Here is a 20,998-nt window from a genome sequence, read left to right on the forward strand (position 1 = left end):
CAGATTTCGTGAAGCACGACACGCGAAGCCCACACATTCCAGGCGAAGATCAAGGGCCCGCGGCCCCAACTCCCGCCCCCGGAGAGAACTTCGGCGGCGCGCCGATCCACGCGCGTGGCCCGAATGGAGTACTGTTGCGAGCCCTGGGTCCGGTCTCCCGCCAGGGTGCTCGGGTCCTGCCAGGACCGTGGGGAGGGGGTTCGCTGCACAGGGTGACGGAGTCCGTCACTTAGCGTTGCGAATAGGTAACCGTGCCATAACGGCGCTCCAGGGCCCATGCCCGACACGCCGGGCAATTAGGCAAGGTTGTGGCAGGCTGCACCCGGGCAGGCCACACTCGACTAGCGGAAGCAGCGACGCACGTGACGTCGGCAGGCACCACCCGGGAGGTCCCCATGCCCGAACTGCGTGTCGTGGCCGTCTCTAACGACGGCACACGGCTGGTGCTGAAGGCTGCGGACAGCACGGAGTACACGCTGCCGATCGACGAGCGCCTCCGGGCCGCCGTGCGCGGCGACCGTCCGCGCCTCGGCCAGATCGAGATCGAGGTGGAGAGCCACCTCCGCCCGCGCGACATCCAAGCGCGTATACGGGCAGGCGCGACCGCGGAAGAGGTCGCCCAGTTCGCCGGCATCCCGGTCGACCGGGTGCGCCGCTTCGAAGGCCCCGTGCTCGCGGAGCGCGCCTTCATGGCCGAGCGCGCCAGGAAGACCCCCGTGCGCCGTCCCGGCGAGAACACCGGCCCCCAGCTCGGCGAGGCGGTGCAGGAGCGACTCCTGCTGCGCGGCGTCGACAAGGACACCGTCCAATGGGACTCCTGGCGCCGCGACGACGGCACCTGGGAGGTCCTGCTCGTCTACCGGGTCGCGAGCGAACCGCACTCTGCGAGCTGGACGTACGACCCGCCGCGCAGGCTGGTCCAGGCCGTGGACGACGAGGCGCGCTCGCTGATCGGCGAGTCCGACGACATCGCCGCGCCCGAGCCCACGTTCCCGTTCGTGCCGCGCATCGCCCGGCTGCCCAGGGACCGTCCGCTGGACCGCGCCCTGGACCGGCAGTTGGAGCGGCCGACGCCGCCTCCGGAGCCGGAGCCCGAGGAGAGCGACCTGCCGGCGATCGCCTCGTCCGCGGCGCCGGAGCGCGACTCGCTGACCAGCCTCCTGGAGGCCGTGCCCAGCTACCGCGGCGACCTCGCGGTGCCCGAGCGCCCCGCGGTGGCCCCCGAGCCGCCGGAGGAGGAGCCCGAGCCGCCCGCGGCCGCCGAGGTGGAGGAGCCGCCGGCACCCGCCGCGTCGGCCGGTGCCGGATCGGCGTACGCGGACATCCTGATGCCGCGCGCCGTGGCCGGTCACCGCGACCGCCTGACCGGCACCACCGACCGCCAGGCGGAGGCCGACGGGGTGCGCCCCGGTCGCCGTGCCGCCGTGCCGAGTTGGGACGAGATCGTCTTCGGTACGCGTCGCAAGAAGCAGGAGTAGCCCTGAAGCAGGAGTAGCCCTCTCTTGTACGTGAATGGGGCCCGCGCAGTTCAGTCGGCGCGGGCCCCACTGCGTACCTACGTACGAAGGACTACTGCGGGTCCGGGCCGGTCGCCACCGGGCGGGACTCGTCCGCGGACCACTGGGACCAGGACCCTACGTAGAGCTGCGCTTCGTAGCCCGCCACCGCGAGCGCCAGGATCTCGTGCGCGGCGGAGACGCCCGAGCCGCAGTAGACGCCCAGCTTGGCCGGATCGCCGTTCGCGCCAAGGGACTTGAAGCGCTCGGCGAGCTCGGCGGCCGGGCGGAAGCGGCCGTCCGCGCCGACGTTCTCCGTGGTCGGGGCGGACACGGCGCCGGGGATGTGGCCGCCGACCCGGTCGATGGGCTCCACGTCGCCCCGGTAGCGCTCGGCCGCGCGGGCGTCCAGGAGGAGCCCGGAGCGGGCCAGGGCCGCGGCGGCGTCCGCGTCCAGCAGGCCGGTGGCACCGGGTGCAGGTTCGAAGGTGCCCGGCTCCGGTGCCGGAACCGTGGTCTCCAGGGGGCCGTCCCACGCGGCGAGCCCGCCGTCGAGGACCCGCACGGACGGGTGACCCGTCCAGCGCAGCAGCCACCAGGCGCGCGCGGCGGCCCAGCCCTGCCCGCCGTCGTACACAATGACGTCACGGTCCGCCGAGACGCCGGCCGCCCGCATGGCCGCGCCGAATTCCGACGGCTCGGGCAGGGGGTGGCGGCCGTCGCCCGGTCCCGCGTGACCGGCGAGTTCCGTGTCCAGGTCGATGTAGACCGCGCCCGGCAGGTGGCCCGCCGCGTATTCGGCCCGGCCGTCGAAGGCGGGTACTCCCGCGGCCTTGGCGGCGCTGAGCTGCCAGCGGACGTCGAGCAGTACGGGAGGACGCTCCCCCGCCAACTCGCTCGCAAGTTCGGATGCGGAGATGATGGCATTCATGGGCCCATCCTTGCTCATGCTCTGGCCCGCGCGCCCATGGTCGTATAGCGTGCTCGATCGACTACCGAGCGTCGCGTGACCGGACAGGTCCGGGGCACGGCGCCGCAACGTATGCGAAACACCGTTCCGGGCATCCTCAGCGGGGAGTCCGGTGGTTTCGGCGCGGCCGAGGAGCGCAGCGCGGCACCGAGTGCCACCATCAGCACGGGCGTCAGCGACACATGGGATCCCGAGCCGAGGGCCCCGGGGGTTCCGTTTCCGAGGAGAGAGTGACGATGACCGAGGCAGCAGCCCGGCGTGCACCGGGCACACCTTGCTGGGTGAGCCTGATGGTGCACGGCATGGCGGCGACCCAGGAGTTCTACGGGGCGCTGTTCGGCTGGGAGTTCAGGCCAGGGCCACAGCAGCTCGGCCCGTATGTGCGGGCTCTCCTCGACGGCAAGGAGGTCGCCGGGATCGGCCAGCTGCCGCCCGACCGCCGGCTGCCGGTCGCCTGGACCCCCTATCTGGCCTCGGACGACGTGGACGCCACGGCCGAGACGGTGCGGCACTGCGGAGGCACGGTGGGCGTGGGTCCGCTGGACGCCGGGGAAGCCGGCCGGATGGCGATCGGCTCCGACCCGGCGGGCGCGGTGTTCGGCCTGTGGCAGGCCGCCGGGCACCGGGGTACGGCGGTGACCGGGGTGCCGGGCGCGATGGCGTGGAACGAGCTGGTGACGCGGGAGACCGCGAGCGTCGCGAAGTTCTACCAGGCGGTCTTCGGGTACGCCGAAGAGGCCGTCGTCTCCGCCGACTTCGACTTCGTGACCCTCCACCTGGCGGGCCACCCGGTGGCCTCCGTACACGGCGTAGGGCACGCCCTGCCGCGCGACCAGGGGCCGCACTGGATGACGTACTTCGAGGTCGCGGACGTGGACGAGGCCGTGGAGCGGGTGGCCGACCTGGGCGGGCATGTGGTGTCCCCCGCGCGTGAGGGTGCGCATGGACGGGTGGCGACGGTGGCCGACTTGGAGGGGGCGGAGTTCTCCGTGGTGACGTCGCGGGCTGCGTAGGCGAGGCCTTCGAGGGGCGCGTCACCTCTCCTCATCTGTTCGCGGGTTCTCCGCAGGGGGGATACGACGGCTGCTCCGAGGAACCGCTCTCCGATCGCGGGCTGTTGCCGTGGCCCTGCGGGGAGTCCTCCGCGCGAGGACGGGCGGGGAGATCGTTCGGGCCCGGCTTCACGGGCCGCCGGGCCGCGCAGTCGACCAGGGTGTTGACCCGTGCGGCGAACTGCGGTCCTGGCATGGGCAGATCGACGTCCGGCTCCCGCAGGTATCCCGACGCGACGGCCGTGGGGATGTAGTTCATGAGATCACGCACGACCGCGGAGCGCGGTCGGTGGGTCGAGCGCGTGAGCTGCCGCAGCACACGCAGGAGCGTGCCCGTGGAGGACTGACAGTCCTGCCGTGGCGCGGGCCGGACGTCCTCGGACTGGGTGTGCCACCAGGCGGCGGTGTCCCGTTCACCGAGCGCGAGGTGGTGGAGGTAGAGGCAGTAGGCAGCGGCGGGCATCCCGGCACCGGCGGCGTACTCCCACCAGGAGCGGGCCCCGTCGTTGGTATCGGTCAACTGGAGCACGCAGGCCAGCACCAGGGCGCTGCGCGGTTGCGGCACCTGCTCGGTGACGAAGTCGGCGACGGCGGAGGCCGGCGTATGCGTCACGAACGTCTCGCAGAGGGCACGCAGGTCCTCGGCGGCCGAGACGGCCGCTTCCGCCTTCCCTTCCTGCGGGGCGGGCCGGGAGTTGCTCTGGCGGGGCGGAACCACGTCACGGGGCACGGTCCGGACCCGGACGAGTAGAGCCCTGGAGAGCAGGTCGTCGATGTAGCTCATACCGAGGGGTTCCCTTCGATGGTCGGCGGGCAGTGGATCTCCAGGAATCTGCGGGCGTGGCGCTCGTCCGACCGCACCGCGGCCGGCGAGACGCCCAGGAGCGCGGAGGTCTGCCGGGGCGACAGACCGCACAGATGGCGCAGGACGACGACGTCCTGCTGCTGGGCGGGCAGCCGGCTGATCGTCCTGAACAGCCGCACGCTCTCGTCGAACTGGCACTCGCCGGCTTCCTGGGTGCCCGCTTCCCACAGCGCGACCGTGTCGAAGGCCGCCACGGCCAGTTCGGGCCGGCCGTTGAGGTGGGGAGTGCGGGACATGACGGTGGCTCGTACCACCTGCCAGCAAAAGCGCCTGGTGTCGGGGCTGGCGAGGGCGTCGTTCCAGCACAGCCACAGGACGTCGAAGCAGTCCGCGACGGTGGATTCGCAGATCTGATCGTCGAGGAAGCACTGGGCGTATCGCAGGTAGTGCTCCTCGACGAGCTGACGGAAGGCGAGGTGATCCATCGGCGGGGCGGTGTGCGAGGTGGTCAGCGACGCCTTTTCGCCGGACCGCTCGACCCAGTCGCGGCTCTTGTGCGCGTCCAGCGCCGCCCGGCGCCACAGCCGGTACAACGGGCAGTCGGGGAGCCCGAATTCGGCGGCCAGGCTCAGAACTATCTCCCAGCGGGGGTAAAGACCGGTGCCCCGCAGCAGTTCGGAGAGCTTGGACTTGGCGAGCCGGACGCTCACGCTGAGGTCGCCCAGGGTCCGGCCGCTGGCGAGATGGGCCTCGCGGACCGGTTCCAGCCACGCCCGGTGTGCGCCGCCGACACTGTCCGCGATCGGCCCGAGCTTGCGTCCGGGGCGGGTGCCGCCCGGTCTTCCGGGCGGGATCGGCGGGGTCGGAGTCATGGGGCTCGTCACGGGGCGTGGCCCTCCTTGTCCTGGAGCGCCACCCCGGCGTCGGCCCGGCCCCTGGCGCGGTCGCCACGGGATGCCTGCACGATCTGTTGAATGGTCAGCCCGAGCACCGGCGCGAGCGTGGCGACAGCCGCCTGCTGCCCCAGCGCGACCAGGACGATGCTCCAGGTCAGCACGGCCGCCGTGGCCGCGATCAGCCCTAACTGTTTACGTTCCATATCGACTCCATCGGGTCGGCCTGCGATGAGGCCCCGCGGCCCATCCGGAAGCCGCGGGGAGTCCCCGGGAGTCGGGTGCCGGCCGCCCTCCGGAGAGGTCAACCAGCTTGCTAGGGCGGGGAGTTGCACGCCACTCAGTCATGAATTCACGGAACAATGGGAGTCACTCGACGCTCACAGGGCGGGCGGACCCGTCCGATTACGGGCACGCCGCGGCACCGCCGGGTGAAGGTTCCGGGTTTTTCTTGCACTTGGCCGTGCCGCACCCGTCAAATGGAAGCGGACGCCATCGGCGTCGGCCTTCCATCCGGAAGGGCTTGCTCCTGTGCCGAGCAGTTTGGGAGCGGGCACACCGCTCTCGCCCGGCTGCCCTCGGGTACCGGGCGAGAGCGGCCCCGAGTCGGCACGGAACCGAACCGCCGCGCCACCGAGCCCGGCCGGACGCCGGGGGCGTCGGTCTCAGGCCGAGGTCACCGGCAGTACGTCCGGAGACAGGGCCGCCGCGTGGGCCGAGGTGCTCGTCATCCGCCTGCGGTGATGCCGTCGGCACAGCACCTCGTAGCCGACCTCGTCCGCCGTGCCGGTCACGTCGCCGACGACGACCTGGGCGCCCTCGACGACCATCGCGCCGTTGACGGTGCGGGCGTTGTGGGTGGCGCGGGCGCCGCACCAGCACAGCGCCTCGACCTGCAACACCTCGACGCGGTCGGCGAGTTCGACGAGGCGCTGCGAGCCGGGGAAGAGCTTGGAGCGGAAGTCGGTCGTGATGCCGAAGGCGAAGACGTCGAGTTCCAGCTCGTCGACGACGCGGGCGAGCTGGTCGATCTGACCGGGCGCGAGGAACTGCGCCTCGTCGGCGATCACGTAGTCCACCTTGCCGCCGGTCGACAGGTGCTCGACCACGTACGCGTACACATCCAGGTCGTCCGCGACCTCCACGGCGTCCGTGACCAGGCCGAGGCGGGAGGAGAGCTTGCCCTCCCCCGCCCGGTCGTCGCGGGTGAAGATGAGGCCCTGGAGGCCGCGCGCCGAGCGGTTGTGCTCGATCTGCAGAGCGAGGGTCGACTTCCCACAGTCCATCGTTCCGGAGAAGAACACCAGCTCGGGCATGGGGAGTTGAGCACCTTTCGGGTTACGTGATTACGCGAGGGGAAGGAGGGCAGGGCGGCGGGGCTTCGGGGTCAGGAGCGGACTTCCAGCAGCGGTACGAGCTGCTCCACCGGGGTCATCGAGCCGTGGTTGCCGACCATCAGGGACTCCTTCGGCTCGGTCCGCGACGCGGTGATGAGGACGTCGTCGCGGGCCGCGGCGATGACGTCGCCGAGCCGGTCGTACACCCGTTGATCAACCTGTGGACCGAACCAGCCGGCCGCGATCGCCTCGTCGCGCGAAGCGATCCAGAACTGCTCGCCGAGCACCTCGCGCCAGACCGCGAGCACGTCGCCCGCCGCGCCCGGCACCGCGTACACATGGCGCGCGCGGCCCTCGCCGCCCAGCAGGGCGACGCCCGCGCCCAGTTCCCAGTCCTCGTCGAAGTCGATGCGGGACTGCTCGTCGAAGGGGATGTCGATCATGCCGTGGTCGGCGGTGACGTACAGGGCGCTGCGCGGCGGCAGTTGCTCGGCGAGGCGCTGCGCGAGCCGGTCGACGTACATGAGCTGTCCGCGCCAGGCGTCGGAGTCGACGCCGAAGCGGTGGCCCTTGCCGTCGACCTCGCTGTAGTACGTGTAGACCAACGAGCGGTCGCCCGCGGCCAGTTGCTCGGCGGCCAGGTCCATGCGGTCCTCGCCGGAGAGGCGGCCGTAGAAGGTGCCGCCGCTGAGCGCGATCTTGGTGAGGGGGGTCGTCTCGAAGTGCGGCGCGGACACCTGCGCCGTGTGCACACCCGCCTCGTGGGCGCGCTGGAAGATCGTCGGGTACGGCTGCCAGACCTGCGGTTTCGTCCACGGGTTCCAGCGGAGCTGGTTCATCAGCTCGCCAGTGTCGGGGTTGCGCACCGTGTAGCCGGGCAGTCCGTGCGCGCCGGGCGGCAGTCCCGTGCCGACGGAGGCGAGGGAGGTCGCGGTGGTCGCCGGGTAGCCCGCGGTGATCGGGCGTCCTGTGCCGCCGCGCGAGGACGGTATGAGCGAGCTGAGGAACGGGGCCTCGTCCGGATGCGCCCTGAGCTGCTCCCAGCCCAGGCCGTCGATGAGGAACACGCAGGCGCGGTCGACCGCCTTGAGTTCCGGGATGCCGGCGGTGCAGCCGGGCACGCCCAGGTGGGTGCCGAGGGTGGGCAGCAGATCGGCGAGGGATCCGGTGCCGTACGCCGGGACGGGAGCGGTGTGGACGGGCAGCGGCTCTACGTCGTCCCAGGCGGCCTGCGTCATCGGCGGCCCGCGTCCGCGATGGCCTCGGAGAGGGACTGGGAGAAGGTCAGGGCCTGGCGCACGGTCTCCGGGCCGTCCCCGGCCTCGCTGACGCGCAGGCTCAGGTCGTCGGCCGTCGTGTTGCCCGTGTAGCCGTGGTCCGCCTCGCAGTTGGGGTCGCCGCAGGTCGCGGGCTCCAGGTCGATGCGGGAGACGGCGCCCCAGCCGATGGTGAGGACGACCTCGCGGGGCAGCGACCCGGGGACGTACTTCTCGGGGTTGGCGACGACGCGGCTGAGCACGACCGAGGAGATCCGGCCGATCTGCACGGACTCCGTGGACGTCGTCGCGTACGGCGTCGGGGACGTGCTGTCGGCGGCCTGCTCGTCGGTGTGGCTGACGATGAAGCGGCTGTCGGTCAGGACCAGGACCGTGACGTGCCTGCGGACCTCGTTCGCGTCGAACGTGGTCTCCTGGTGCACCAGATACGACGAGATCGGCTCGCCGCCGACCGCGGCCTCCACCGCCTCGGCCACGAGAGCCGGGTAGTAGCCGCTGCGCTCGATCGCGGTTCGCAGCCCTTGGGTCGTCGTACTGGTCTTGGCCATGGGGTCCATCCTAAGGCCCTGATTGAGACTGTCGTTGCGCCTGTGGATAACTCTCCGTGAGGGGTTCGTACGAGGTCGTTCCGTACCTCGTTCAGTACGCGGCGGGCAGTGTGCGCGGGCCGAGATCGTCGCGGGCGGGTGGCGGCGCGAGCCGGACGGAGACGCCGAGGACGGTCAGTCCGCGCTCGGCGACGACGACCGGTTCGAGGGCGACGCCGACGACCTCGGGGTGGTCGTCGACCAGGCGCGACACCCGCTGCAGCAGCTCTTCGAGCGCGGGTGTGTCCACCGGGGCCGCGCCGCGCCAGCCGAACAGGATCGGGGACGTCTTGATCGACCGCACGACCGCCTGCGCGTCCTTGTCGGTCACCGGGATCAGCCGGTGCGCGGTGTCGCCGAGCAGTTCGGACGCGGCTCCGGCGAGCCCGAAGGAGAGCACGGCGCCCGCGGCCGGGTCTATGACGGCGCGTACGACGGTGTCGACCCCACGCGGCGCCATCGACTGCACGACCGGCCGCAGTTCGGCGGGGCGGCCGAGCCGCCGGGTCAGGTCTTCGTAGGCGCGCCGCAGCTCTTCCTCGCTGGAGATGTCCAGGCGTACGCCGCCGAGGTCGGGGCGGTGCCGCAGGTGCGGGGCCGTCGTCTTCAGGGCCACGGGGTAGCCGAGGGTGCGCGCGGCCTCGGCGGCCTCGTCCGGTCCTGGCGCGGGGAGGGTGCGGCGGACGTCGATGCCGTAGTGGGACAGCAGCGCGCGGGCGTCCTCCGGGGCGAGGTCGGTGCCGTGCGGATCGCTGTCCTTGGCGAGCAGTTCCGTGATGAGCCCGGCGGCCGCCTGTTCGTCGATGGCGTCGTATTCGGGGACCTTGCCGGGCTCTGCCGCGTCGCGCCGCCACTGGGCGTACTTGGCCACTTGGGAGAGGGCGTGGACGGCGCGCTCGGCGGCCGGGTAGGCGGGGATGAGGCGCGGGGTGGTGGCCGTGTCCGCGGCTGGGGGCGCGCCTTCGGAGTGGGGTTCGGGGGCGGTGCGCTGCGTCGGGGTGTCCGGCGCGTTCGGTCCCGTGCTGGCCGCGGCGGAGAGCGCTTCGGCGAGGCCGCCGAGTTCGACGTGGACGACGAGCACCGGCTTGGTGGGTCCGGTGGCGGCGGCCGCGCTCAGGGCGGCCGCGAGTTCCGCGTCCTCCGAGGGGCCCTCCCCCACGGCGGGGATCGCGGTGACCACGACGGCGTCCGTCCCGTCGTCGGCCAGGGCCTGTTCGAGCGCGGCCCGGAAGTCGGCGGCGGAGGCGGCGGTCGTCAGGTCCAGGGGCGTCTTGGGGCGCAGCCCTTCGGAGAGGCACACGTCGTACGTAAGGAGGCCGAGCGACTCCGAGTTTCCCAGGATGGCGACGCGCGGCCCGGCGGGCAGCGGCTGGCGGGCCAACAGGAGGCCGGTGTCCACGAGTTCGGTGATCGTGTCGACCCGGATGACGCCGGCCTGGCGCAGCAGCGCGGAGACGGTGGCGTACGGGAGGCGGGTGGCCCGCACCGCGTGCCCGGTGGGTGCGATGCCGCTGTGCCGGGCGCCCTGCACGACCACCAGGGGCTTGGCGGCGGCGGTGCGGCGGGCGAGGCGGGTGAACTTGCGGGGGTTGCCGATCGATTCGAGGTACATGAGGGCGACGTCGGTGTCCGCGTCGTCGTACCAGTACTGAAGGACGTCGTTCCCGGAGACGTCCGCGCGGTTGCCCGCGGAGACGAACGTGGAGACCCCGCTGGCGCCGGTGACTCCCCCGCCCCTGCGGTGCAGCCGGGACAGGAGGGCGATGCCGATGGCGCCGGACTGGGCGAACAGGCCGATGCGGCCGGGGCGCGGCATCTCGGGGGCGAGCGAGGCGTTGAGCCGCACCTCCGGTGACGTGTTGACGATCCCGAAGGCGTTCGGCCCGACGATGCGCATCCCGTAGGTGCGGGCCTGGCGGACCAGGGCGCGCTGGCGCTCGCGGCCCTCGTCCCCGCTCTCCGCGTAGCCGGCGGAGAGCACGACGAGGCCCTGTACGCCGCGCTCGCCGCACTCGGCGACGACCTCGGGGACGTCCGGGGCGGGCACGGCGACAACGGCCAGGTCGACGTGGTCGGCCGGGTCGATGTCGCGTACGGAGCGGTGGGCGGGCACGCCGTCGATCTCGGTGACGTCGTCCCCGAAGGCCTGGTTCACGGCGTACAGGCGGCCGGTGAACCCCGCGTCCTTCAGGTTGTCGAGCACGCTGCGGCCCACTCCTCCGGCCGCGCGCCCCACACCGATCACGGCGACGGAGCCGGGGGCGAGCAGGCGCTGCACTGAGCGGGCCTCGGCGCGCTGCTCGCGCGCGTGCTGCACCGCGAGCGAGGCCTCAGTGGGCTCGATGTCGAACTCCAGACGGACCACGCCGTCCTCGAAGCTGCGCTTCTGCGTGTATCCGGCGTCCCGGAACACCTTGATCATCTTGGTGTTGGCGGGCAGCACCTCGGCGGCGAACCGGCGGATGCCGCGCTCGCGCGCGACGGCCGCGATGTGCTCCAACAGGGCGGAGGCGACGCCGCGGCCCTGGTGGGCGTCCTGCACGAGGAAGGCGACCTCCGCCTCGTCGGCGGGCGCCTTGGCGGGCATGTCGTGGGCGTTGATCCGGTCGTAGCGCACCGTCGCGATGAACTCGCCGCCCACGGTCACCGCGAGGCCGACCCGGTCCACGTAGTCGTGATGGGTGAAGCGGTGCACGTCCTTGGCGGAGAGCCGGGGGTAGGGCGCGAAGAAGCGGTAGTACTTCGACTCGTCCGAGACCTGCTCGTAGAAACTGGTCAGGTGCTCGGCGTCCGCGGTCGTGATCGGCCTGATCCGCGCGGTGCCGCCGTCGCGCAGCACCACGTCGGCCTCCCAGTGGGCGGGGTAGGCATGGCGGTCCGGCGGAGTCTCCATGTCGCAAGCGTAGGGCCGGGCACTGACAGACGGTGCTCCGTCGTACAGGTCGCGGCCCGTGCGTACGGAGGGCACGCTATGGAGGACCGAAGGGCCGTGCCGGTGAGGACCTGGGTCCGCGTCACGCACGCCTCCCGGTATGGAACACTGGTCTAGACAACCGTGAGACACCTGAAGGGCAGCATCACATGGCTGAGCGCCGCGTCAACGTCGGCTGGGCCGAGGGCCTCCACGCCCGCCCCGCTTCCATCTTCGTCCGCGCGGCCACGGCGGCCGGCGTTCCCGTGACGATCGCGAAGGCGGACGGCAACCCCGTCAACGCCGCCTCCATGCTGGCCGTGCTCGGGCTCGGCGCCCAGGGCGGCGAGGAGATCGTGCTGGCCTCCGAGGCCGAGGGCGCGGACGCCGCGCTCGACCGCCTGGCGAAGCTGGTCGCCGAGGGGCTCGAGGAGCTTCCGGAGACCGTCTGACACACAGACGTACCGCAGTACGGCGAAGCCGTGCGTGGAAGCCGTACGTTGAAGCCGTGCGTTGAAGCCGTGCGTTCCCTTTTCGGGGCGCACGGCTTTTTCGTTTGCGCGGGACGGAATTTCCGCGCACCCTTGCAAGGCGCCTTCAATTCGGAGTGAATTGGGCAGCGGAAATCGATCCGCGACCCATTCGACGAATAGCGCACTTCTTTGTATACGGCCTCGCTGTTAAACCTGGTGCCCCACCGTGTTGACTGAATGTTGCGAAGTCCTCACACGCTCGCCCGCGCGGGGCACGCGCAGCTTGTGGGCGGCCGTCGCGCGCTCCGTGTGCAGGGTCGCCAGGGCGCGGGCCCGCTCCGCGTCGCCGCGCGCCACGGCATCGACGATGGCGCCGTGCTCGGCCCAGGACTCGGCCGGCTGGGCGGGGCTCTCCACGGCGTACATCCAGGCAATCTTGTGCCGGAGCTGGGTGAGCAGGGTGATCAGGCCAGGGCTGCCGGAGGCCTGCGCGAGCGTCTCGTGGAACCAGCTGCCCAGGGAGCGCAGATCCTCGCTCTGACCTCGCCTGGAGCGCTCCTGGCCGAGCCTGACCAGGCCGCGCAGGACCTTGAGGTGGGCCTCGGTGCGGCGCTGCGCGGCGCGGGCGGCGCCCATGGGTTCGAGCAGCATGCGGATCTCCAGGAGGTCGGCGGCCTCCTGCTCGGTGGGTTCGGCGACGCACGCGCCCGCGTGCCTGCGCGTGACGACGAAACCCTCCGCCTCCAGGGTGCGCAGCGCCTCGCGGACGGGGACGCGCGAGACCCCGTAGCGGCGCGCGAGCAGCTCCTCGGTGAGCCTGCCGCCACGTCCGTAGACCCCCGCGACGATGTCGTCGCGGATCGCCGTGCATACCGAGTGTGCGGGAATGCGCATGAGCCGACCTCCGCCTTAATCCCCGCGAAACGCGGTCGATTGACTCCCCTGCAAGCGCGAATGACACGCGGCCGGAGGGCTTGCTCAGTGACTCTATTCCACCGCCCTCGAATTTCCGACGAGAGAACTGAATCCGGGGATATTTTTTGGACACCGCGGACCCGCGCACGCGAAAGCCCCGGCTCGGTGAGCCGGGGCTTTCACTGCGTGTGCCGGGTGGGTCGACCGGGTGGGTCAGACGTTCACGCCGTGCTGGCGCAGGTACGCGACGGGGTCGATGTCCGAGCCGTAGTCCGGGCCGGTCCTGGCCTCGAAGTGGAGGTGCGGGCCCGTGACGTTGCCGGTCGCGCCGGAGAGGCCGAGCTGCTGGCCGGGCGTGACGTCCTGGCCGACGGAGACGCTGATCGACGACATGTGGCCGTACTGGGTGTACGTACCGTCCTTCATCTTGATCACGACGTTGTTGCCGTACGAGCCGCCCCAGCCGGCCTCGACGACGGTGCCCATGCCGACCGAGTGCACCGAGGTGCCGGTGGAGGCGTGGAAGTCGATGCCGGTGTGGCTGCCGGAGGACCACAGGCCGCTGCCGGCCTGGTAGCCGGTGGAGACGTACGAGCCGGAGATCGGCGCCACGAAGCTGTTCAGGCGCTTGCGCTCGGCCTCACGGGCGGCGCGCTCCTTGGCCTCGCGCTCCTTCTTGGCCTTCTCGGCGGCCCGCTTCTTGGCCTCGGCCTCGGCCTTGCGCTTGGCCTCCTCGGCCTTCTTCTTGGCCTCGGCCTCGGCCTTCGCCTTGGCGGCGGCCTTCTGCTGCGCGGAGGCCTGCGCGTCGATCTGGTCGGCGAGCGAGTCGCCGATGGCCACGGCCTGCGTGAGGCCGTCGTGTTCGGCCATCGAGGTGTCGGCGGCGAGCGCGGGAGCGGCGAGGCCACCCACCACACCCGTCGTGGTGATCGCGGCGACGCCGGCGACCTGTGCGGTGGTACGCGTCAGTCGGCCGGGACGGCGGTGCTTCCCGGTGGCACGGGTGAACCCCATGAAGTGGCTGGTCCTTTCCTTCCTTCTCGCCTACCGGGTTAGCTGACGGGTTCGGAGCAGGAAGGTCTCCTACAGGCCCCCTCCCCTTACGGGAAGAGCGCCCGATTCACCCCAGGGACTTCGGTGGGTCCCCGGCTCCCCTGGCTCACACCATGGGGACTCGGCGATGACTGTCCGGTGTCGCGGGCGCGACGTACGTCTGGCCGAACAGCCGGGGGGAACGCTAAGCGGGCCGTCTTTGAATCAACAAACAGAACTCGCCGTTTGTAGCGCACGCCACAGCCCAGAGAGGCAACCTCTATGCTAATTCGGACATTTACGACTCTGTCGTGATCGTTGACGGTCGTGACGCACGCCACGAAGCCCCGGATGCCAGGGGTCGGCTCCGGGGCTTCGTGGCGTGCTACGTAGAGGCGGCCTCAGCCCGCGACCACCGTGACTTCGCCGATGCCGAGCGCCTTGACCGGCTCCTCGATCTGCGCGGCGTCGCCCACCAGGATCGTCACCAGACGGTCCGCCGGGAACGCGTTCACGACGGCGGCCGTCGCCTCCACCGTTCCGGTGGAGGCGAGTTGCTGGTAGAGCCGCGCCTGGAAGTCGTCCGGCAGGTGCTGCTCGACCTGGTCGGCGAGGGTGCTCGCGACGGCCGCGGCGGTCTCGAACTTCAGCGGGGCGACGCCCACCAAGTTCTGTACGGCGGTGTCCCGTTCGGCGTCCGTGAGGCCCTCGGCCGCCAGCGTACGGAGCACCTTCCAGAGGTCGTCGAGCGCCGGACCGGTGTTGGGCGTGTCCACGGAGCCGCTGATGGCGAGCATCGCGGCGCCGCTGCCGTCGGGCGCCGAACGCAGCACCTGGGCGAAGGAGCGCACACCGTAGGTGTAGCCCTTCTCCTCGCGCAGGACGCGGTCCAGGCGCGACGTGAGGGTGCCGCCCAGGCAGTACGTGCCGAGGATCTGCGCGGGCCACACCCGGTCGTGCTTGTCGGGTCCGACGCGGCCGATGAGGAGCTGCGTCTGCACGGCGCCGGGGCGGTCCACGATGACCACACGGCCGGTGTCGTCGGCGACCACCGGCGGCACGGGGCGCGGCTCGCCGGCGCCGCCGGTCCAGGCGCCCAGCGTGTCGGCGAGGAGGGCGTCCAGGTCGATGCCCGTCAGGTCGCCGACGACGACGGCCGTGGCGGTGGCGGGGCGGACGTGCCGGTCGTAGAAGGCGCGCACGGCCGCGGCGTCGATGGCCGCGACGGTCTCCTCGGTGCCCTGGCGCGGGCGGGACACGCGCGCGTCGGCCGGGAAGAGCTGCTTGGAGAGCTCCTTGGCGCCGCGCCGGGCCGGGTTGGCGCTCTCGTGCGGGATCTCGTCCAGGCGGTTGCGTACGAGGCGCTCGATCTCGCTGTCGTCGAAGGCGGGGGCGCGCAGGGCGTCCGCCAGCAGGGCGAGGCCCTTGGCGAGGCGGGAGGCGGGCACTTCGAGGGAGGCGCGTACGCCGGGGTGGTCGGCGTGCGCGTCCATGGTGGCGCCGCAGCGCTCCAGTTCGGCGGCGAACTCCTCGGCGGAGTGCTTGTCGGTGCCCTCGTTGAAGGCGCGCGCCATGATCGTGGCGACGCCGTCGAGGCCCTTGGGCTCGGCGTCCAGCGGAGCGTCCAGGTGCACCTCCACGGCGACGACCTGCTGGCCGGGCCGGTGGCAGCGCAGCACCGTCAGGCCGTTGGGGAGCGCGCCGCGCTCCGGGGCCGGGAACGCCCAGGGCTTGGGCTCGCCGGCCTGCGGCCGGGGGTGGAAGTCCATGCTCGCGAGCTGCTCGGTCACTGGCCCGCCTCCTCGTGGCTCGCGTCGTTCTCGTCTTCGGGGTCGGCGGGCGCGGTGGGCTCGTACACGAGCACCGCGCGGTTGTCGGGCCGCAGGCACGCCTTGGCGACCTCCTGGACCTCCTCGGCGGTCACGTCCAGGACGCGCCCCACGGCCGTCAGGGCGAGCTGCGGGTCGCCGAACAGGACGGCGTAGCGGCACAGCTCGTCGGCGCGGCCCGCGACCGTGCCGAGGCGGTCCAGCCACTCGCGCTCCAACTGGGCCTGGGCGCGCTCCATTTCCTCGGGGCTCGGGCCCTCCTCGGCGAACCGGGCGAGCTCCTCGTCGACGGCGGCCTCGATGACCGGGACCTCGACGTCTCCGGAGGTCTTCACGTCGAGCCAGCCCAGGGAGGGCGCTCCGGCGAGGCGCAGCAGACCGAAACCGGCCGCCACGGCGGTGCGGTCACGGCGTACGAGGCGGTTGTAGAGCCGGGACGACTCGCCGCCGCCGAGCACGGTCAGGGCGAGGTCGGCGGCGTCGCACGCGCGCGTGCCGTCCTGCGGGAGGCGGTAGGCCGACATCAGGGCGCGCGCCGGGACCTCCTCCTCGACGACCTCGCGCAGCTGCCCGCCGAGGTTGCCCGGGAGAACGCCGTCGCGCGGGGCGGGCTTGCCGTCGTGGCCGGGGATGGAGCCGAAGTACCGCTCGACCCAGGCGAGCGTCTCCTCGGGGTCGATGTCCCCGACGATCGACAGGACCGCGTTGTTGGGCGCGTAGTAGGTGCGGAAGAAGTTCCGCGCGTCTTCGAGGGTGGCCGCGTCCAGGTCGGCCATGGAGCCGATGGGCGTGTGGTGGTACGGGTGGCCCTCGGGGTACATGAGGGCGGTCAGCTTCTCGAACGCGGTGCCGTAGGGGACGTTGTCGTAGCGCTGGCGGCGCTCGTTCTTCACGACGTCCCGCTGGTTCTCCATCGACTCGTCGTCGAGGGCCGTCAGGAGCGAGCCCATGCGGTCGGCCTCCAGCCACAGCGCGAGCTCCAGCTGGTGGGCGGGCATGGTCTCGAAGTAGTTGGTGCGCTCGAAGCTCGTCGTACCGTTGAGCGAGCCGCCCGCGCCCTGGACGAACTCGAAGTGCCCGTTGCCGTGCACCTGCTTGGAACCCTGGAACATCAGGTGCTCGAAAAGGTGAGCCAGCCCCGTACGGCCCTTGACCTCGTGGCGCGAGCCGACGTCGTACCAGAGGCAGACCGCCGCGACCGGGGTCAGGTGATCCTCGGAGAGCACCACGCGCAGGCCGTTGGCCAGCCGGTGCTCGGTCGCTTTCAGGCCGCCGGAGCCGGCCTCGGCGGTGGCCGTGTGACCCATGGGCATGTACGTCCCTTCGATCGCGGTGCAACGCGAATACGCGGTGAGCTCTGGACTGCGGCAGGTCCTGGAACACTGAACTGCTGCGAGTCCTGACACTGTATGCAAGCGTGCTGGCACCTGGCGAAGTTCCCGCCGGGGCTACGCCGTGAGCGAGCGGGCCGCCTTCCCGGGGCCGCGCGACACCCGGTACTGACGGGCCGCGAGCGGCGTTGTCAGTGGGGCGGTCCACAATGGTCCGCGACAGTTCCCGTTCATGTACCCGTTCTTGTAGGTGAAGGAGCCGCAGCAGCGATGGCCCGCCGCAGCACGAAGACGCCGCCGCCCGACGACTTCGAGGAGAAGATCCTCGACATCGATGTGGTGGACGAAATGCAGGGCTCCTACCTGGAGTACGCGTACTCGGTCATCTACTCGCGCGCCCTGCCCGACGCCCGCGACGGGATGAAGCCCGTGCACCGTCGCATCGTCTACCAGATGAACGAGATGGGGCTGCGCCCCGAGCGCGGCTACGTGAAGTGCGCCCGCGTCGTCGGCGAGGTCATGGGTAAGTTGCACCCCCATGGCGACGCGTCGATCTACGACGCCCTGGTGCGCCTCGCCCAGCCCTTCTCGATGCGCGTCCCGCTGGTCGACGGCCACGGCAACTTCGGTTCCCTCGGCAACGACGACCGCCCGGCCGCCATGCGGTACACGGAGTGCCGCCCGGACGCCGCGGCGTCCCTGATGACCGAGTCGATCGAAGAGAACACGGTCGACTTCGTCGCGAACTACGACGGCCAGGAGCAGGAACCGCTGGTTCTCCCGGCGGCGTACCCGAACCTGCTGGTGAACGGCGCGTCGGGCATCGCGGTCGGCATGGCGACCAACATGGCGCCGCACAACCTGGGCGAAGTGATCGCCGCCGCCCGGCACTTGATCCGGCACCCGGGCGCCGACCTCGACACGCTCATGAAGTACGTGCCGGGTCCCGACCTGCCGACGGGCGGCAAGATCGTCGGCCTGTCCGGCATCAGGGACGCCTACGAGACGGGCCGCGGCACGTTCAAGATCCGCTCGACTGTCTCCGTGGAGAACGTGACGGCGCGCCGCAAGGGCCTCGTCGTCACCGAGCTGCCCTTCGCGGTCGGCCCCGAGAAGGTCATCACGAAGATCAAGGAACTGGTCGGTTCCAAGAAGCTCCAGGGCATCGCCGACGTCAAGGACCTCACGGACCGCGAGCACGGCCTGCGCCTCGTCATCGAGATCAAGAACGGCTTCGTGCCGGAGGCCGTCCTGGAGCAGCTCTACAAGCTGACGGCCATGGAGGAGTCCTTCGGGATCAACAACGTGGCCCTGGTGGACGGCCAGCCGCTCACCCTCGGCCTCAAGGAACTCCTCGAGGTCTACCTGGACCACCGCTTCGACGTGGTGCGTCGCCGCAGCGAGTTCCGCCGCAGCAAGAAGCAGGACCGGCTGCACCTGGTGGAGGGCCTCCTCGTCGCCCTGGTGGACATCGACGAGGTCATCCGGATCATCCGCTCCAGCGAGAACAGCGCGCAGGCCAAGGAGCGCCTCATCGAGCGCTTCTCGCTGAGCGAGATCCAGACGCAGTACATCCTGGACACGCCGCTGCGCCGCCTCACCAAGTTCGACCGCATCGAGCTGGACGCGGAGCGCGACAAGCTCATGGGCGAGATCGACGAGCTGACCGGGATCCTGGAGTCGGACGCCGAGCTGCGCAAGCTGGTCTCCTCCGAGCTGGCCGCCGTGGCGAAGAAGTTCGGCACGGACCGGCGCACGGTGCTCCTGGAGTCTGCGGGCGCCCCGGTGTCGGCCGTCCCGCTCCAGGTAGCCGACGACCCGTGCCGCGTGCTGCTCTCCTCGACCGGGCTGCTCGCCCGTACGGCGAACGGCGATCCCTTCACCGAAGGTGAAGGCACCAAGCGCGTGAAGCACGACGTGATCGTCTCCGCCGTCCCCGCGACGGCGCGCGGCGAGGTCGGCGTCGTCACGTCCGAGGGCCGCCTGCTGCGCCTGAACGTGATCGATCTGCCGCAGCTCCCGGAGACGGCGGCCACGCCGAACCTCTCCGGAGGAGCCCCGATCTCCGAGTTCCTGTCCTCCCTGGAGCCGGACGAGACGGTCGTCTGCCTCATGACCCTCGACGAGTCCTCACCCGGCCTGGCGGTCGGCACGGAACAGGGCATCGTGAAGCGCGTGGTGCCCGACTATCCGTCCAACAAGGAGGAGTTGGAGGTCATCACCCTCAAGGACGGCGACCGCGTAGTGGGCGCCGCCGAGCTGCGCACCGGCGAGGAGGACCTGGTCTTCATCACGGACGACGCCCAACTGCTGCGTTTCCAGGCCTCCATCGTGCGTCCGCAGGGCCGCGCAGCGGGCGGCATGGCGGGCGTGAAGCTGGCGACGGGCGCGAAGGTCATCTCCTTCACCGCGGTCGACCCGGCGGTCGACGCGGTGGTCTTCACGGTGGCCGGTTCGCGCGGCACGCTGGACGACTCCGTGCAGACGACGGCCAAGCTCACGCCGTTCGACCAGTACCCGAGGAAGGGGCGCGCCACGGGCGGCGTCCGCTGCCAGCGCTTCCTCAAGGGCGAGGACTGTCTGAGCCTGGGCTGGGCGGGTCCGGCACCCGCGCGTGCGGCGCAGAAGAACGGTGCGCCGGCCGAACTGCCCGAGATGGACCCGCGCCGCGACGGCTCGGGCGTCTCCCTGCCGAAGACGGTGTCGGCGACGGCGGGCCCCGCCTAGGCCCCTACGGGATCTACGTAGTCCGCGACCTCCGCGGCCTCGCCCTTGTCCTGTACGTAGCGGAGAACGCCCCACATGCCCTGCTCGTCGGCGGTGTGGGGGGCGTCGCTCTTGGCGGCGTCGAGCTGTCGGCCGAGGCCGGCGGCGCCGATGTCGGATCCGATGAGTACGAGCTGCGTGAGGCGCTCCTGGCCGCTCGGCCACGGCTCCGGGTAGAAGCGCAGGAAGCGGCCCACGGCGTGCACGGCGTACCGGTTGCCCGGGTCGTCCGCGCCGAAGTCGACGTATCCCTTGATGCGGAAGAGCCCGTCGGGCCGGCTGTCGAGGAAGGCGATCAGTCGGCGGGGGTCCATGGGCACGTCGGAGGTGAACGCGACGCTGTCGTAGGCGGCGTGCAGATGCCCGTCGTGTGCCGCGTGGTCGTCATGATCGCCGTCGTGCCGGTGCAGGTCGTCGAAGGACAGCTGGCCGATCCGCTCCTCCGTGGGGCGGCAGTCGAAGAGCAGCTCCGGGTCGATCCGCCCGTACGACGCCGACACGACGGCGGCCCGGTCGGCCGCGGCCCGTACGACGCCCAGGACGCGCTCACGCTCGGCCGGCCCCACGCGGTCGCCCTTGTTCACCACGACCAGGTCCGCGATGCCCAAGTGCCGCTCCACCTCGGGGTGCTTCGCGCGCGTGGCGTCGAACTCGGCGGAGTCGACGACCTCGACCAGCCCTCCGTACACGATCCGCGGGTTCTCACTGGCGAGCACCATGCGCACGAGCTCTTGAGGCTCCGCGATGCCGCTCGCCTCGATCACGATGACGTCAATGGCATGGACGTCATTGACGGGCCGGGTCAACTTGTCCAGATACACGTCAAGTTCACTGGCATCCACGGCACAGCACAGGCACCCGTTGCCCAGCGAGACGGTCGAGTCGCCCAGTTGCCCGGCGACCGCCATGGCGTCGATCTCGATCGACCCGAAGTCGTTGACGATCGCCCCGATCCGCGTCCCCCCGCTGCGGTGCAACAGGTGGTTGAGCAGCGTGGTCTTCCCCGACCCAAGGAAGCCCGCGAGGACGACGACGGGGATCTGCTGCGGGCTGGCCTTGCTCAACGCGACCTCTCTCACACCGAAACACACCGGGTCACACGCCGCGGCGTGCGCCGGCCCAGGAACCGGCTCTCGTACGAAGAATGAATGCCGCCCCAGGATACGAGCGGGCGGAAAGGCCGCGAAGTGAACGATTGCTAACGGTGCCCGATGGGCACACGTTGGACATGGCGCCGGTTTTCGCGAACTGAGCATGTTTCCGTGCGCCTCCTCTCCGCCTCCCGCCGATCAGAGCCGCTCGGCATCCTGGGGGGTGGCAAGCG

The 20,998-nt window shown here is 71.3% G+C and carries 17 protein-coding genes and 1 riboswitch; of the genes, 4 read left to right on the top strand and 13 right to left on the bottom strand.

What is annotated here, in order from left to right; genetic code table 11:
* Positions 1–395 precede the first annotated feature (395 nt).
* A complete protein-coding gene (gene sepH, locus RBJ65_RS10740; protein WP_306318119.1) occupies positions 396–1,478 on the top strand; it encodes a septation protein SepH in 1,083 nt (360 codons plus the stop codon).
* 91 nt (positions 1,479–1,569) lie between these two features.
* Here sepH and RBJ65_RS10745 read toward each other — a convergent pair whose 3' ends face one another.
* A complete protein-coding gene (locus tag RBJ65_RS10745; protein ID WP_306318118.1) occupies positions 1,570–2,427 on the bottom strand; it encodes a sulfurtransferase in 858 nt (285 codons plus the stop codon).
* A 275-nt stretch (positions 2,428–2,702) separates the two neighbouring features.
* Here RBJ65_RS10745 and RBJ65_RS10750 point away from each other — a divergent pair, with 275 nt between their 5' ends.
* Positions 2,703–3,479 (top strand): VOC family protein, encoded by a 777-nt coding sequence (locus RBJ65_RS10750; protein ID WP_306318117.1) that lies wholly within the window; start codon positions 2,703–2,705, stop codon positions 3,477–3,479.
* Between the two features lie 31 nt (positions 3,480–3,510).
* Here the strand turns inward: RBJ65_RS10750 and RBJ65_RS10755 are convergent, their stop codons facing one another.
* From RBJ65_RS10755 to RBJ65_RS10785, 7 genes are all read right to left on the bottom strand, one after another.
* Positions 3,511–4,302 (bottom strand): hypothetical protein, encoded by a 792-nt coding sequence (locus RBJ65_RS10755; protein WP_306318116.1) that lies wholly within the window; start codon positions 4,300–4,302, stop codon positions 3,511–3,513.
* Complete coding sequence (locus RBJ65_RS10760; protein ID WP_306318115.1) at positions 4,299–5,207, bottom strand: RNA polymerase sigma factor; 909 nt, start codon at positions 5,205–5,207, stop codon at positions 4,299–4,301. The genes RBJ65_RS10755 and RBJ65_RS10760 overlap by 4 nt, the downstream gene beginning before the upstream one ends.
* Positions 5,204–5,422 (bottom strand): hypothetical protein, encoded by a 219-nt coding sequence (locus tag RBJ65_RS10765; protein ID WP_306318114.1) that lies wholly within the window; start codon positions 5,420–5,422, stop codon positions 5,204–5,206. Before RBJ65_RS10765 ends, RBJ65_RS10760 begins: the two co-directional genes overlap by 4 nt.
* 459 nt (positions 5,423–5,881) lie before the next feature.
* Positions 5,882–6,532 (bottom strand): thymidine kinase, encoded by a 651-nt coding sequence (locus tag RBJ65_RS10770; protein WP_306318113.1) that lies wholly within the window; start codon positions 6,530–6,532, stop codon positions 5,882–5,884.
* 71 nt (positions 6,533–6,603) lie between these two features.
* Positions 6,604–7,791, bottom strand: a complete 1,188-nt coding sequence (locus RBJ65_RS10775; RefSeq protein WP_306318112.1) for an alkaline phosphatase family protein — start codon at positions 7,789–7,791, stop codon at positions 6,604–6,606.
* A complete protein-coding gene (locus RBJ65_RS10780; RefSeq protein ID WP_306318111.1) occupies positions 7,788–8,387 on the bottom strand; it encodes a DUF5998 family protein in 600 nt (199 codons plus the stop codon). The genes RBJ65_RS10775 and RBJ65_RS10780 overlap by 4 nt, the downstream gene beginning before the upstream one ends.
* 82 nt (positions 8,388–8,469) lie before the next feature.
* The gene (locus RBJ65_RS10785; protein ID WP_306318110.1) at positions 8,470–11,310 is read right to left on the bottom strand and encodes a bifunctional GNAT family N-acetyltransferase/acetate--CoA ligase family protein; all 2,841 of its coding nucleotides are present in this window, start codon (positions 11,308–11,310) and stop codon (positions 8,470–8,472) included.
* Positions 11,311–11,498: 188 nt separating this feature from the next.
* On the opposite strand from RBJ65_RS10785, the gene RBJ65_RS10790 reads away from it, so the two are divergent.
* Complete coding sequence (locus tag RBJ65_RS10790) at positions 11,499–11,780, top strand: HPr family phosphocarrier protein (RefSeq protein WP_018535977.1); 282 nt, start codon at positions 11,499–11,501, stop codon at positions 11,778–11,780.
* A 228-nt stretch (positions 11,781–12,008) separates the two neighbouring features.
* Here RBJ65_RS10790 and RBJ65_RS10795 read toward each other — a convergent pair whose 3' ends face one another.
* From RBJ65_RS10795 to RBJ65_RS10810, 4 genes are all read right to left on the bottom strand, one after another.
* Complete coding sequence (locus RBJ65_RS10795) at positions 12,009–12,695, bottom strand: GntR family transcriptional regulator (protein ID WP_306318109.1); 687 nt, start codon at positions 12,693–12,695, stop codon at positions 12,009–12,011.
* Positions 12,696–12,929: 234 nt separating this feature from the next.
* A complete protein-coding gene (locus RBJ65_RS10800) occupies positions 12,930–13,730 on the bottom strand; it encodes a M23 family metallopeptidase (protein ID WP_306318108.1) in 801 nt (266 codons plus the stop codon).
* Positions 13,731–13,742: 12 nt separating this feature from the next.
* Positions 13,743–13,906: riboswitch (cyclic di-AMP (ydaO/yuaA leader) on the bottom strand.
* Positions 13,907–14,149: 243 nt separating this feature from the next.
* A complete protein-coding gene (locus RBJ65_RS10805; RefSeq protein ID WP_306318328.1) occupies positions 14,150–15,517 on the bottom strand; it encodes a pitrilysin family protein in 1,368 nt (455 codons plus the stop codon).
* 17 nt (positions 15,518–15,534) lie between these two features.
* The gene (locus RBJ65_RS10810; RefSeq protein WP_306318327.1) at positions 15,535–16,884 is read right to left on the bottom strand and encodes a pitrilysin family protein; all 1,350 of its coding nucleotides are present in this window, start codon (positions 16,882–16,884) and stop codon (positions 15,535–15,537) included.
* A gap of 294 nt (positions 16,885–17,178) precedes the next feature.
* On the opposite strand from RBJ65_RS10810, the gene RBJ65_RS10815 reads away from it, so the two are divergent.
* Positions 17,179–19,635, top strand: a complete 2,457-nt coding sequence (locus tag RBJ65_RS10815; RefSeq protein WP_306318107.1) for a DNA topoisomerase (ATP-hydrolyzing) subunit A — start codon at positions 17,179–17,181, stop codon at positions 19,633–19,635.
* Here the strand turns inward: RBJ65_RS10815 and RBJ65_RS10820 are convergent.
* A complete protein-coding gene (locus RBJ65_RS10820) occupies positions 19,632–20,738 on the bottom strand; it encodes a GTP-binding protein (protein ID WP_306318106.1) in 1,107 nt (368 codons plus the stop codon). The two genes, RBJ65_RS10815 and RBJ65_RS10820, sit on opposite strands and share 4 nt — an antisense overlap.
* Positions 20,739–20,998 lie beyond the last annotated feature (260 nt).

This window comes from Streptomyces sp. KL109B (genome assembly GCF_030766935.1).
Taxonomy (GTDB): Bacteria; Actinomycetota; Actinomycetes; order Streptomycetales; family Streptomycetaceae; genus Streptomyces.

Bases quoted from the DNA above. Each gene is read 5' to 3' on its own strand.
- RBJ65_RS10805 (WP_306318328.1), bottom strand. From the start codon at position 15,517: ATGGACTTCCACCCCCGGCCGCAGGCCGGCGAGCCCAAGCCCTGGGCG.
- RBJ65_RS10780 (WP_306318111.1), bottom strand. From the start codon at position 8,387: ATGGACCCCATGGCCAAGACCAGTACGACGACCCAAGGGCTGCGAACC.
- RBJ65_RS10815 (WP_306318107.1), top strand. From the start codon at position 17,179: ATGGCCCGCCGCAGCACGAAGACGCCGCCGCCCGACGACTTCGAGGAG.
- RBJ65_RS10750 (WP_306318117.1), top strand. From the start codon at position 2,703: ATGACCGAGGCAGCAGCCCGGCGTGCACCGGGCACACCTTGCTGGGTG.
- RBJ65_RS10755 (WP_306318116.1), bottom strand. From the start codon at position 4,302: ATGAGCTACATCGACGACCTGCTCTCCAGGGCTCTACTCGTCCGGGTC.
- RBJ65_RS10775 (WP_306318112.1), bottom strand. From the start codon at position 7,791: ATGACGCAGGCCGCCTGGGACGACGTAGAGCCGCTGCCCGTCCACACC.
- RBJ65_RS10765 (WP_306318114.1), bottom strand. From the start codon at position 5,422: ATGGAACGTAAACAGTTAGGGCTGATCGCGGCCACGGCGGCCGTGCTG.
- sepH (WP_306318119.1), top strand. From the start codon at position 396: ATGCCCGAACTGCGTGTCGTGGCCGTCTCTAACGACGGCACACGGCTG.
- RBJ65_RS10745 (WP_306318118.1), bottom strand. From the start codon at position 2,427: ATGAATGCCATCATCTCCGCATCCGAACTTGCGAGCGAGTTGGCGGGG.
- RBJ65_RS10790 (WP_018535977.1), top strand. From the start codon at position 11,499: ATGGCTGAGCGCCGCGTCAACGTCGGCTGGGCCGAGGGCCTCCACGCC.
- RBJ65_RS10770 (WP_306318113.1), bottom strand. From the start codon at position 6,532: ATGCCCGAGCTGGTGTTCTTCTCCGGAACGATGGACTGTGGGAAGTCG.
- RBJ65_RS10800 (WP_306318108.1), bottom strand. From the start codon at position 13,730: ATGGGGTTCACCCGTGCCACCGGGAAGCACCGCCGTCCCGGCCGACTG.
- RBJ65_RS10810 (WP_306318327.1), bottom strand. From the start codon at position 16,884: ATGGGTCACACGGCCACCGCCGAGGCCGGCTCCGGCGGCCTGAAAGCG.
- RBJ65_RS10785 (WP_306318110.1), bottom strand. From the start codon at position 11,310: ATGGAGACTCCGCCGGACCGCCATGCCTACCCCGCCCACTGGGAGGCC.
- RBJ65_RS10795 (WP_306318109.1), bottom strand. From the start codon at position 12,695: ATGCGCATTCCCGCACACTCGGTATGCACGGCGATCCGCGACGACATC.